This window comes from Curtobacterium ammoniigenes NBRC 101786, assembly GCF_001571045.1.
GTDB lineage: Bacteria > Actinomycetota > Actinomycetes > Actinomycetales > Microbacteriaceae > Curtobacterium > Curtobacterium ammoniigenes.
Map to the genome: position 1 here is coordinate 560,091 of NZ_BCSV01000001.1, position 12,830 is coordinate 572,920.

The 12,830-nt window shown below is 68.0% G+C and carries 11 protein-coding genes; 5 read left to right on the forward strand and 6 right to left on the reverse strand.

The features are described from left to right. Positions 1-3: 3 nt before the first annotated feature. Positions 4-990, reverse strand: a complete 987-nt coding sequence (gene rfbB, locus CAM01S_RS02475) for a dTDP-glucose 4,6-dehydratase (protein ID WP_066515826.1) — start codon at positions 988-990, stop codon at positions 4-6. Positions 991-1,137: 147 nt separating this feature from the next. Here rfbB and CAM01S_RS14785 point away from each other — a divergent pair, with 147 nt between their 5' ends. From CAM01S_RS14785 to CAM01S_RS02500, 5 genes are read left to right on the forward strand one after another with little or no spacing between them, the layout of a single operon-like run. Beyond that, positions 1,138-2,283 (forward strand): glycosyltransferase family protein, encoded by a 1,146-nt coding sequence (locus CAM01S_RS14785; RefSeq protein WP_066515834.1) that lies wholly within the window; start codon positions 1,138-1,140, stop codon positions 2,281-2,283. A gap of 29 nt (positions 2,284-2,312) precedes the next feature. Continuing rightward, positions 2,313-4,010 carry a DUF2142 domain-containing protein gene (locus tag CAM01S_RS02485; protein ID WP_066515837.1) on the forward strand — a complete coding sequence of 566 codons (1,698 nt, stop codon included), beginning with the start codon at positions 2,313-2,315 and terminating at the stop codon, positions 4,008-4,010. A 9-nt stretch (positions 4,011-4,019) separates the two neighbouring features. Beyond that, entirely contained in the window at positions 4,020-4,634 is a 615-nt protein-coding gene (locus tag CAM01S_RS02490; protein WP_066515840.1) for a dTDP-4-dehydrorhamnose 3,5-epimerase family protein, read from the forward strand. Then, entirely contained in the window at positions 4,631-5,494 is an 864-nt protein-coding gene (gene rfbA / locus CAM01S_RS02495) for a glucose-1-phosphate thymidylyltransferase RfbA (RefSeq protein ID WP_066515844.1), read from the forward strand. The genes CAM01S_RS02490 and rfbA overlap by 4 nt, the downstream gene beginning before the upstream one ends. A gap of 2 nt (positions 5,495-5,496) precedes the next feature. Beyond that, entirely contained in the window at positions 5,497-7,392 is a 1,896-nt protein-coding gene (locus CAM01S_RS02500) for a glycosyltransferase family protein (protein WP_066515849.1), read from the forward strand. Positions 7,393-7,422: 30 nt separating this feature from the next. Here CAM01S_RS02500 and CAM01S_RS02505 read toward each other — a convergent pair whose 3' ends face one another. The 5 genes from CAM01S_RS02505 to CAM01S_RS02525 are packed head-to-tail and all read right to left on the reverse strand — an operon-like array spanning position 7,423 to position 12,740. Continuing rightward, entirely contained in the window at positions 7,423-8,556 is a 1,134-nt protein-coding gene (locus CAM01S_RS02505) for a glycosyltransferase family 2 protein (protein ID WP_066515851.1), read from the reverse strand. 52 nt (positions 8,557-8,608) lie between these two features. Further along, positions 8,609-9,472: a glycosyltransferase family 2 protein gene (locus CAM01S_RS02510; RefSeq protein ID WP_066515852.1), complete on the reverse strand. Its 864-nt coding sequence runs from the start codon at positions 9,470-9,472 to the stop codon at positions 8,609-8,611. Further along, the gene (locus tag CAM01S_RS02515) at positions 9,469-10,596 is read right to left on the reverse strand and encodes a glycosyltransferase family 4 protein (protein ID WP_217999706.1); all 1,128 of its coding nucleotides are present in this window, start codon (positions 10,594-10,596) and stop codon (positions 9,469-9,471) included. Before CAM01S_RS02515 ends, CAM01S_RS02510 begins: the two co-directional genes overlap by 4 nt. Further along, positions 10,597-11,844, reverse strand: a complete 1,248-nt coding sequence (locus CAM01S_RS02520) for an ABC transporter ATP-binding protein (protein ID WP_083527658.1) — start codon at positions 11,842-11,844, stop codon at positions 10,597-10,599. Positions 11,845-11,846: 2 nt separating this feature from the next. Next, on the reverse strand, positions 11,847-12,740 hold the full coding sequence (locus tag CAM01S_RS02525; protein WP_066515854.1) for an ABC transporter permease: 894 nt from the start codon (positions 12,738-12,740) through the stop codon (positions 11,847-11,849). Between the last annotated feature and the right edge of the window lie 90 nt (positions 12,741-12,830).

Below are 12,830 nucleotides of genomic sequence, written 5' to 3' on the forward strand. Positions count from 1 at the left end.
TGTTCAGACGAGCGCCGCGCGTTCCTTGAGCGGCTCCCACCAGGAACGGTTGTCCCGATACCACTGCACGACGTCGGCAAGCCCCTGCTCGAACGGAACCTGCGGCTCGTAGCCGAGTTCCGCTTGGATCTTCGAGATATCGACCGAGTACCGCAGGTCGTGGCCCAGGCGGTCGGCGACTCGGTCGACGAACGACCAGTCGCGCCCGGTGGCGTCGAGGAGCAGCTGGGTGAGCTCGAGATTGGTGAGCTCGGTTCCGCCGCCGATGTTGTAGATCTCGCCGGCGCGTCCGCGCGTCAGAACCATGGCGATCCCGCGCGTGTGATCGTCGACGTGCAGCCAGTCCCGGACGTTGTTCCCCTCGCCGTACAGCGGAACGTGCTTGCCGTCGATCAGGTTCGTGACGAACAGCGGAATGACCTTCTCGGGGAAGTGGTACGGGCCATAGTTGTTCGAGCACCGGGTGATCGAGACGTTCAGTCCATGCGTGCGGTGGTAGCTGCGGGCGAGCAGATCGCTCGACGCCTTCGACGCGGAGTAGGGGGAGTTCGGCTCCAAGGGGCGCTCTTCGGTCCAGGACCCCTCGGCGATCGATCCGTACACCTCGTCGGTCGACACGTGCACGAATCGCTGCGTGCCGTGGCGGAGTGCCGCGTCGAGCAGCCGCTGCGTGCCGAGCACATTCGTCTCGACGAAGATCGCGGAGTCGCGCACCGAGCGGTCGACGTGCGACTCGGCCGCGAAGTGGACGATCGCGTCGACGCTGGGAACGATCGCGTCGAGGGCGTCCGCGTCGCGGATGTCGCCGCGCACGAAGGAGTAGCGCGGCGAGTCCGCGACCGATGCAAGGTTCGCCTCGTTGCCGGAGTAGGTGAGGGCGTCATACACGACGACCTCGGCGCCCTCCAACCCCGGGTAGGCGTCCTGCAGCGTTCGGCGGACGAAATTCGAGCCGATGAATCCGGCGCCGCCGGTCACGAGGATCTTCACGAAAGCGATTCCTAACGGTCGATGAGGCGGTGCGCTCCGAAGCGAGGAGCGTGAGGCCGCCCAGGAGTCTATCGGCGGCACCGCACTCGCGCTGGCCGCCCTGCTGTGCAGCCTCCGAACCTGCCGTGAATCCGGCATGATCGCTGCATGCGGATGCGCGCCGCGGGCCTGTTGCGGAGCATCGTCGCGCGCGCTCGGCGTGCACTGCGCCCGGCGCGAGAACCGTCGCCCCAGCCCCCGCCGCTCCCGCCGCTCGTCGGCTACGTCGTGCACGGGGTCGACGGCGTGCACCCCGCCACGGCGCACATCCGCGTCACGCGACGGATCAACCGGTCCGTCCTCTCCGGGCGGATCCGGGCGCGGCGCCTCGATCCCAGAAGACTCCTTTCCGGGGCGGATGACGCACGCTACGACATCGTCCTCGTGCAGCGCGACGCAGTCGACGCCGCGCTCGAACCCGCCTTTGTGGCCGCGGTCCGCGCCGCAGGCGCGGGCCTAGTGGTCGACATCGACGACGACTTCTTCACCGAGTCGGCGCGGCGTCGGTTGCGTGCGACCGAGTTCGCCCCTGACCGTCTGGAGGCGGTCGCCGACCTGGTTCGCGCTGCCGACGCGGTGCTCGTGTCCAGTCCACGGCTCGCAGCGATCGTGCAGCAGCGGACGTCGGCGCTCGTCGCGTTCGTGCCGAACGAACTGGACCCCGAGTTCTGGGTCGACGATCCGGTGACGATGCTGCCGACGCCGGATGACGACGTCGTCCGGGTCCTCTACGCGGGTTCCACGACCCACGGCGACGACCTCGCGCTCCTCCGCGACGTGTTCGCGGAGCTTGCAACCGACGACGGGAGGCCCGTTCACCTCGAGCTCGTCGGGGTCACGCCCGCCTCGGGGCCGGACGCATGGTGGGATCGCCTCGCCATCCCCGACGGGTGGACGCACTACCCCGAGTTCACTCGCTGGATGCGCGGAAACGCCGACCGGTGGTCGGCCGCAGTCGCGCCGCTCGCCGACGACGAGTTCAACCGGTCGAAGAGCGACCTCAAGATCCTCGATTACGGGCTGCTCGGGCTTCCGGTCGTCGCGAGCGACGCCGAGGCATATCGGCACATGCGTGGCGAGGGCGTGCAGCTCGTGCCGAACACGACGCCGTCATGGCGTGCCGCGATCCTCGCCGCGATCACGGATCCTCGTGCCGGCGACGCGCTCCGGTCCCGAGTGCTCGCGGGGCGCATGATCGGGGCCGATGCCACCTGGGAGCGCGTGCTTCTGAACACGAGGCGGCGCCACCGGTAGCGCATTCGAGTGACGTTAGTGTTGCTCGGGTGACGACGACCTCATCCGCCGCTCCCGTCCGCGCTGATGCTCGCGCACCTCGGACCGGTCTTCGAATCGGATGGCTGACACCCTGGCGTGCGCTGTTCCTCGGCTGGCTCTGCGCGTTTCTGATCGGTGCAGCGTGGGCAGTGGGCAGCCCCATGTCGTCGTCTCCCGACGAGCCGGACCATATCGTCAAGGCCGAGGCGACGGTGCACGGCGAGCTCACCGGGGGGTCGCCGTCCAAGTACCCGGGGAAGACCTACGTCGAGGTTCCCGCAGACGTCTCGGTTCCCGGCGGCGATATCAGCTGCTTCGCATTCCACGCCAACGTCTCGGCCGCCTGCGTCCCCGCGCAACACGTCAGTTCGAGCAGGGCGCTCGTGCCCAAGCTAACGGGCGTCGGCGCCTATAACCCGCTCTATTACGCGATCGTCGGCGTGCCGTCACTGTTCCTCGCCGGTAACAAGGCGTGGTTCGCGATGCGGCTCGTGAGCGCGCTGCTCAACAGCTTCTTCATCGGGATTCTGTTCTTCGCCGCCGTGCAGCTCCGTCGCGCGCCGGCCTTCCTCGCGTGGACCGCTATCGCGCTGACCCCCGAAGCGATGTACCTCAGCGGCATGGTCAACCCGAACAGCACGGAGATCGTCGGCTGTGCGGCGCTCGCCGCGCTGGCATGGCTCGTCGTCTCTGATCCGACGCGCCACCGACTTGCGGAGCGCATGACACTCATCGCGATCGCCGGCGTGCTCGTGGGAAACACGCGAGCGCTCTCACCGCTGTACGTGTTCCTCATCCTGCTGGCAGTCGTCATCTCGTTCCCCTTCCGGGGCTCCGCAGACCTGCTTCGGCGTCGGTCCGTCCTCGTCGGCCTGGCCGTGGGCGTCGCGGGAATGATCGTCGCCGCGCTCTGGACGCTCTTCATCAGCGCGCCCGCTGGGTTCATCCCGACGAGCACGCCGCACGATGGCTTCGGAAAGGCGTTCATCACCACCCTGACCAACACCACGGACTTCGGCCGGATGATGGTCGGTCGCACAGGCTGGCTCGACACGTCCCTGCCGGGCGCGGTGTACATCGGATGGGCTGCGATCACCGGGTTCGTCGTCATGGCGGTCGTGATAGCGGGGTTCAAGCGCCGATCCTTCGGTGCGTTCCTGCTCATGGTCGCGGTGGTGCTCGTCCCGCCGATCGTGCAGGCGCCCTCGGTGAAGACCTTCGGCTACATCTGGCAAGGCCGCTACACGCTGCCCGTCTACGTCGCGATGATCTTGATCGCTGGGATCGCCGCGGAGCGCTATGTGCTTCGCCGTCTCGATGCGCCTCGGATCGTCGCGATCGTCACCGCTGCGACCGGCGTGGGCCAACTCACCGCGTGGGTCGTGACCTACCGGCGGTATGCGACGGGGATCACCGCTCCGTGGCGCGACCTGCTGCACGCAACGCCATGGGCGCCTCCCGGCGGTCCGATCCCGGTCACGGTGATCTTCCTCCTCGGAACCGTCGGAACGTGCGTGCTCTCGTTCTTCGTCAGCCGGTCCGTCGTGGCCGCCGGGGGGACAGGGTTCGAGCTGTCGGAGGCGGCGATCGACGAGGAGACGGGTGAGGGCACCGATGGTGCCGCAGGTGCCGTTCCAGACGACGCATCGCGCGACCTCGCGCGCGAACCCGCCGGGCCCGCGTGGGCTCCCGAGCCCGGACGCTAGGCTGTCCCGGTGCAGATCCGCGAATTGAACGTCCCCGGTGCGTGGGAGTTCACGCCCGTCCAACACGGCGATGCACGGGGCGTGTTCCTCGAGTCGTACCGCGCCGACGTCCTTGCCGAGACGGTCGGCCACGCGCTCGACCTTCGGCAGGTCAACATGTCGGTCTCCGCGCGCGGCGTCGCCCGCGGGATCCACTACGCCCTCATCCCGCCGAGCCAGGCAAAATACGTCACCGCGGTTCGCGGGTCGTTCATCGACTTCATCATCGACATCCGCGTCGGCTCGCCCACGTTCGGCCAATGGGACTCGGTCCGCATCGACGACGTCGATCGGCGCGCCGTCTACCTGTCCGAGGGGCTCGGCCACGCGATCGTGGCGCTCGAAGACGCGTCGACCGTCAGCTATCTCGTCAGCGCGCACTACGACCCGGAGCGCGAGAAGGGGATCAGCATCCTCGACCCTGCGGTGGGTCTGCAGTTTCCGGACAGCATCGCCGACCCCATCCTCAGCGAGAAGGACACGAGCGCGCCGACCCTCGAGCAGGCAGCGGACGCCGGTCTCCTGCCGAGCTACGACGAGTGCGTCGCCTACACGGAGTCCCTCAGGACCGGTGGTGCCCGATGAAGGGCATCATCCTGGCCGGAGGCTCCGGCACGCGCCTGTGGCCGATCACCAAGGGCATCTCCAAGCAGCTCATGCCCATCTACGACAAGCCGATGGTCTACTACCCGCTGTCGACCCTGATGCTCGCGGGAATCCGCGATGTGCTCGTGATCACCACGCCGGAGTACAACGAGCAGTTCCGCGCGCTCCTCGGCGACGGCGAACACCTCGGCATGCAGATCGAGTACGCCGTGCAGCCGTCGCCCGACGGGCTCGCGCAGGCGTTCATCATCGGCGAGGAGTTCATCGGTGACGACCGCGTCGCGCTCGTGCTCGGTGACAACATCTTCCACGGAGCGGGACTCGGCACCAACCTGCGCCGCAACACCGAAACCGACGGCGCCACGATCTTCGCCTACCATGTCGCCGACCCACGGGCCTATGGCGTGGTCGCCTTCGACGACGACTTCAAGGCCGTGTCGATCGAAGAGAAGCCCGCAGCACCGAAATCGAACTATGCGGTGCCAGGGCTGTACTTCTACGACAACCGGGTTGTCGAGATCGCCAAGACCATCAGCCCGAGCGCTCGGGGCGAACTCGAGATCTCGACGGTCAACGAACGCTACCTGCATGACGGCACACTCAACGTGCAGGTTCTGGATCGCGGGACCGCGTGGCTCGACACGGGCACCTTCGAGTCGATGATGCAGGCGTCTGAATACGTCAAGGTGATCGAGGATCGCCAAGGTCACAAGATCGGCTGCATCGAGGAGATCGCCTGGCGCAACGGCTGGATCGACGCCGACCGTCTCGCACTGCTCGCCGCGCCGCTCGCGAAGAGCGGCTACGGACTCTATCTGCAACGGTTGCTGCAGGAGTAGCCATGTGGGGCCGTCGGCGGCGCGCAGCGGGCACGATCCCGACGCCGCCGCCTGCGCGCCTCCCGATTGCGACGGGGATCGACCCGTCCGGACCGCCTGACTCGCCCACACAGCGCCTGTCTGTCCTGATCACCGCACCCGTCGCCGACTACCTGGCGCATCGGCATGAGGTGCTGCTCGAGCGAGCCTGGTCCGCCGGCGCGGATGTGGTCCTCGTCGTCGTCTACGACATTCACGCGGCCCCGTCGAGCACCTACGACACGGTCGACGGCAGCGACTCGGTTCGGGTCGCCAGCGCCAGAGTGTGGGCCACGTGGGGCGGGGCGCTCGCCGCAGGGCTTCCGAAGCTCACGGGGCGCATCAGCGCGGTTCTCGACACGATGATCGATATTGAGGCTCGCGCCCTCCGGGAACTCGTCGCGTCGGTCGGCGACGACGTCGCCGTTGCGCAACCCCGGGTCCTCGGGTCCGATGACGTGGTGCGGAGTGCCGGGGCCGCACTGCCGATTCCCGGCGCTCCGACAGCGTCGCTGCTTCGCGGGCATCCGCGTGACGACGGGCTCCGCGTCGGGCTCCACGAGGCCTTTGCAGCAGACGAGCCGTGCTTAGCCTTCCTGACGCAATCGGCAGCGCGCCCGATCGACACCGTCGACACGCGGAGCGCAGTCGCCCGCTGGAGCTACGACTCGGCACGGGCCGTCGGCAAGCGCGTGGTCGTGCTGCCGTTCGATCGGGTGTACCGGGCGAACGAGCTCCGTGAGCGCCGATACGACCAGCGAGCGGCGGCGTCGCTCGGTGTCTGGCGCTCGGCACCGGATGTCGCGACGGGCGCGGCGCTCGGCCGACTCGGACTCGAGGTCGCCGACGTTCGCGCAGAGCCAGCTGGCCAACCGGTCGCGCTGCGGGAACCGGTGCTTCGCGCCGGGTGGCGTCCGGATATCGCGGCAATCCGGGAACGGAAGCAACGCCTCCGGTGGTCTGTCAAGATCGCGGCGCATCCCGGGCCGCGGGGCGATGACTGGGGAGACCTCTTCTTTGCGCGTGACCTCGCGGACGCGCTGCGGTCCTTCGGTCAGGACGTCATCATCGATCATCGTGAGTCGCATCAGCGACCGCTCTCCGAGCATCTCGACGACGTCAGCCTTGTGCTCCGCGGGCTCGACGACACGCCGCTCGTGTACGGCGCGATCAACATCATCTGGGTGATCTCGCATCCTGGTCTGGTCGACGATGCCGAGCTGGCGCGGTTCGACCTGCGGTACGCGGCCGGACCGGCGTGGGCTGCTGGCGTGAGCGCGCGCACCGCGCTGCACGTCGAGCCGCTTCTCCAGGCGACCAACCCCGACCGCTTCACGCCGGACGGCCCGCGCGACCCGTCTGCCGCGGAGATCGTCTTCGTCGGGAAGACCCGCGGCGTCATGCGCCCGATCGTCAGTGACGCGATTGCGGCAGGGCTGCCGGTGACCGTGTGGGGTGCGGGGTGGCGCGGGATGCTCCCGACGGGGGTCGTTGCCGGCGAGTTCGTCGACAACGACCGACTCCCGGACCTCTACCGTGCTGCGAGGATCGTCCTGAACGACCATTGGCCGGACATGGCTGCAGGCGGCTTCATCTCGAATCGGATCTTCGACGCCACCGCGGCCGGCGCTATCGTGCTCACCGATCCGGTCGCCGGGCTCACGGAGGTGTTCCGCGGGGCGGCCCTCGCCGTGCGCGATGTCGACGAACTGCGCCGCGCTGCGCTCGCTGATAGAGGATCGGCCGCAGAGCGGCGGGAGCGTGCGTTGGCCATCGGGCAGGAGCACTCGTTCGTACGGCGGGCGCGTGTCCTGCTCGATGATGTGCTCGCCGTCCGTGCGATGCGGCGAGCGGGGTCGCCGCAGCGCGACGACGGCTGAACCGTCAGCTGGTGCCGAGCGCTGGTCGGCTCACCTGCCGCGCGCAGCTCGCCGCGCGATCCCGCCGAGCCGATCGGCCATCCGCACGATGCGACGCTGCTGCTGCGCGTGCAATTCGCGCTCCAGATCGTTCACGCGCGCGAGCAGTTCATCGGCGCGCGCACGCTCGTGGTCGGCAGTGCCCCGCCACAGGGCGGCGTCGGCGCGTGCAACGGCGGCATCGGCGACGAGCGCGTCCCGCCGGATGAGGGCTTGTCCGAACCGAACCAGCGTCGCGAGCTCGCCGCTCGGCACGAGCGACTCGGGTGAGGTTGACGGCGTCGACTCGACGGCTCGGAAGAACGCGGCGAGCGAGTCATCCCGCCGGAACGGACCCTGCTTCGCGTCGCTGTCAGTGACGAATCGAAGCGCGAAGTACGCACGAAGCACCCCTTCGTGAAGCCGCCGGTAGTCGCGCATACCGTGGTGGTTCGGGCTCGGGGTCAGGTCTGGGTTCGCCTCGTACGCGCGTCCGGCGATCTCGACGCGGTGCTCGTACTGCTGCCAGGACCGCCACGGCAGATGCAAGACCTCGAGTTCGAGCTCCTCTGGGACTGGGGATCCCGCTGCAACGCTCGCCTGGTGGTTCCCCTGGGCGACGGTCACGTCGGGGTCGCCGACGTGAATGGTGTTCGGCGACGGCTGGGCGAGCAGTCCGACTGCGGCGAGTTGTTCGGGCGATCGCTCGTCGCGCCAGTGGAGGCGTTCGATCCCGGTTCCGGTGCGCGCCATGCGGCCCACCATGTTCACGACCGGAACGGTGAAGGCCCCGACCGACTGCTCGAGCTGAGCGAACACGTCGCGGAGCGTCAGCGACCGTTGCTTCGGCATCAGGAACTCATCGGCGTCCGCGTTGATCACCCAGTCGGCGTGGTGGTGTACGGCTGCGTCCCGGGCCATCTGCGTGACGACCTGACCCTGCTGCTTGCGGTGCACCGGATCGTGCCGGAGATCGACGATCACATCGTCGCGCGTGGCGAATGCGGTCAGCAGGTCGGTGGTGCCGTCCGTCGATCCGTTGTCCGTGATGATGAAGATGTCGACGCCCTGGGCGACGTGATAGTCGAGCCACGCAGGGAGGATGTCGGCTTCGTCGCGGACCATGAGCGTGGCGGCGAGAGTCATATAAGCGCCTTCGGTGTTGTGGTGCTGGTTCGTGCTGCGGACCGGCAGCCCGTCAATGCATTCTGGCCCGAAGTGCGAGTCCAATGCGCAATACGGCTCGCAACGGCATCAACCAAGGCCCCGGATATTTGCGAGCGAGGAATCGGTACGCGCTCGCGTGATGGGCCCGTCGCATCCGCGAGGAGTGCGCCTGCGTGCTGTGCGCGCCGGTGTGCATGACCGCCGCGGCGGGCTCGAAGACGTTGCGCAGCCCGCTCGAACCGATCCGCCACCCGAGGTCGACATCCTCGAAATACATGAAGAATCGCTCGTCGAAACCGCCGAGACCGTCGAAGACGTCCCGTCGGATCAGGAGGCACGCCCCCGACAGCCAGCCGGCGTCACGCCGCTGCGAGTGGTCGCCATCGCGGTGGTAGCGACGGCTCCACGGATTGTCCGGCCAGATGTTCGCGAAGAGGGCGTGCCCGATACCGGTGCGGAGCGACGGCACGGCGCGTGCGGACGGGTACACGCTGCCGTCGGGCTCGAGGATGAGCGGACCGACCGCGCCGATGTCGCGTGCTGATTCGCCGGTTCGGAGCAGCGCGTCGAGCGAGCCCGGTTTGAGCACCACATCGGGGTTCGAGACGAGCACCCACCGCACGGACGTCGGGAGCGTCCGGACGGCGTGATTCACTGCGGCGCCGTACCCGCGATTCTCGCCGAGCTCGACGAACACGGCGCCCGCCGCCTCGGTGATGCCGCGAAGGGTGGGGGCGTCGGAGGAATCGTTATCGACGACGATCACGGGACCGGGAGCGGCGCCGGCTGCCTCCGTCGAGGCGAGGAATCCGGGCAGGACGTCGCCAGAGTTGTAGCTGACCGTGACGATCGCCGTCGTCGGGCCGTCCGGGAATGGTTCTCGCGCCGCGCTCACGAGTAGACCGCCAGGTGGGCTTCCGCGCAGCGGCGCCACGTGAACTCGGCGGCGCGCGCGTGCGCGGCTGAGCGACGGCGCGCAGTGGAGCCTGCGTCCTCGTCAAGGAGTGCGCGCATGGCCTCGGCCAGCGCGTCCGCGGACGGCTCGGCGTAGGAGACGGCATCGCCGCCGACCTCAGGGATCGCGAGGCGCCGTGTCGTGAGAACGTTGCCGCCGGTCGCCATTGCTTCGAGGACCGGAAGCCCGAAGCCTTCTGCGATGCTCGGGTAGACGACGATCGTCGCGCCGCCGAGGAACGCGGCCAGATCCTCGATCGGCAGGTATCCGACCGCGCGCACCGGGCGCCCTGGGACGTTCCCGGCCTGCTCGAGCAGGTTGCGTGCCTCCTGGTCCCAGCCCATCCCGCCTGCGACGATCAGGGGCGGCGTTGCCGAGTCGGCCTCGCCGCACGCGCGGTGCGCTGCGATGAGTGCGGGCACCTGTTTCCGCGGTTCGATGGTCCCGAGGAACGCGATCCAGCCGGCATCCGCGGTGAGTCCGAGCCGTTCGGCGAACGCAGCGCGCTCGTCCGGGGATGGCCGGTGGAACGTCTCGAGGTCGACCCCGAGATGCGCGACCACCGTCGGCACGGCGGTCGGGTTCGCTGTGCGATCGAGTTCCGCTGCGGTCGCGGCGCTCGGGGTGACGAGCGCACGTGCCGCTCGCCGCGCGAAGCGTGTCCAGAACCGGAAGAACATCACTTTGAGCCGTGAGTGCGCAGCAGGATCGCTGAAGAACGTGGCGTCATGCAGGGTGACGACGGTGCGGTCGGCGATCGCTATCGGGAACGTGTAGTGGGGACTGTGCAGCGTCGTCGCGCCGAGGCGGGCGACCAGACGAGGGAGGACGAGCTGCTCCCAGACGAAGCGGACGGGTCGCCGCCGCACTGCTTCCGGCGCCGCGAGGTAGCGGTGAGCGGGCGCCTGTGCTCGAAGCCAGGCGACATCGTCGGGCTTCGCAACGACGTCGACGAGGAAGCCGGCATCCTCGAGGCCGCGGAGCAGACCGGAGATGTAGCGCGCGACACCGCCACGTGTGGGCGGGATGCTGGTCGCGTCCAGGAGCACCGACAACCGCTGCACTCAGCCGTCGATCTCGTGCAAGGCGCCTGCGACCCGTGCGACACCGGTCTGTGTGTCGTCGTCCGCGACGACGAATCGAGCGGCTTCGCGTTGAATCGCGATGTGCTCGCCGGTCGCCTTCGCGAGGAAGACGTGAACGAAGTACGGGCCCCCGCCGAACTGCACGTTCGGCAGGGTGTACTCGATCGTGGCCCGGCCGTGCAGTGGGCTGTGCGTGATCCCGAGCTGACGGCTGTCGGTGCCGTACACGAGGTGTCCGAACTGGTTCTCGACCTTGATGCCTGAATGCCAGTGCTCGAGTGGTGTGGTGTGAGAGTAGGTGATCCGGACGGTGATGTCGTCGCCCGGCCGCACCTCGCCCGTGGGAATGCCGCCGTTGACGCGCAGCGTGACGTCTTCGACCTTCCCGGGTGTCGCGGTCTCCTCGGGGTGGGCGGCCTCGGCCTCTGCGACGCGGCGACCCTCGAGGATCTCGCGGAAATTCTTCACGGCCAGGCGAGCGGAACCCTGGTACTTGATGACGCCTTCGTGCAGCACGACCGCGGTGTCGCAGAGTTCCTGGACCTGTCCGAGCGAGTGCGACACCAGGATGATCGTGCGACCCTGCTGTTGGAACTCGCGGATCTTGTCGATGCACTTCTTCTGGAACTGCTCGTCACCGACGGCGAGGACCTCGTCGACGAGCAGAACATCGGGGTCGGTGTTGATCGCGACCGCGAATGCCAGCCGTACGTACATACCGGACGAGTAGAACTTCACCTGGGTGTCGATGAACTCACCGATCCCGGAGAACTGCATGATCGCGTCGAACTTCGACTCGGCCTCCTCGCGGGAGAGGCCTTGGATCGCAGCGTTGAGGTAGATGTTCTCGCGACCGGTGAGGTCCGGGTGCATGCCCGCACCGAGTTCGATGAGCGCGGCGAGTCGTCCACGGTGTTCGATCGACCCGGAGGTCGGCTCGAGGATGCCTCCGATCATCTTCAGCAGCGTCGACTTTCCGGATCCGTTCGGTCCGAGGAGTCCGATGGTGCTGCCTGCCTCGATCTCGAGGCTGACGTCGCGAAGCGCCCAGAAGTCTTCGCTGTGACGGCGACCGGCGCGGCCGAGGGTGACGATCCGCTCCTTCAGCGAGTTGTCCTTGCGAATCGTGAACCGCTTCGACACGTTGCGCACCGACACGACGGTGGGCGCGTCGGTGAAGGTCACTCGATCGGGAGTGCCCGCGGCGATCTCGCTCTCGATCGTCATGCTCAGATCTCCTGAGCGAAGTTGCCCTGCAGGCGCGTGAACACGCGGTGGCATACGAACATGGCGACGAGGCCGACGGCCGCGGCGATCACCATCCGGAGCAGAAGATGCGGCGGGTACTCGCTGTCCGGTCCGGCCACCCAGAAGGCACGGTGGATTCCGAGCACGGCGAGGGTGATCGGATTCGCCGTGTACAGCTGGAGGAGCCATGACGCGCCCCGCGTCGCAACGGTCTGCCAGGAGTAGACGATCGGGGAGGCCCACATGAGCAGGAGGACCAGCACCTCAACGAGGTACTGCATGTCCCGCAGGTACACATTCACGGCCGAGAGGAGCAGTGCGAGCGCGGTCGCCCAGATCAGGATCACGACGACCGACGGGAAGAAGTACAGCAGGTCGAGTCGCCAGGGGAACTGTCCGACCAGGATGGTCGCGACGAACAGGACCACGAGCTGGACGGCGAAGTTGAAGAGCGCTCCGCCGACCGTTGCGAGGGGGTAGATCTCGCGGGGGAGATACACCTTCTTGATGAGGCCCCCGTTGCCGACGATTGACGACGTGCCGCCGGCAAGGATCTCGCTGAACAGACCGTAGAGCGTGAGGCCCGAGAAGACGTAGACCGCGAACGCGGGGATTCCGCGCGACGCACCGAGGATCTGCCCGAGCACGAGGTAGTAGATCGCGAGTTGGACAAGGGGCCGAATGAGCGTCCAGAGGAAGCCGAGCGCGCTGTCCTTGTACTTCGACTTGAGGTCTCGGCGGATCAGCAGGTCGAGGAGCTGCCGCTGAGCCACGATCTCCTTTACCGCGCCGACGATTGCGCTCGACGGGCGCCCAGCCGGGACCATGGGTTCGGCGCGAAGGCGCTCGAACCGCTCGGAGACGATGTTGCTCATGATTACCTCACTCTGAAGGGGCGCAGTCGTACCGCCGGGCGACCTCCGGGCGAACAGGAAACTATACCTCCGGCACGCCACAGGATCCGC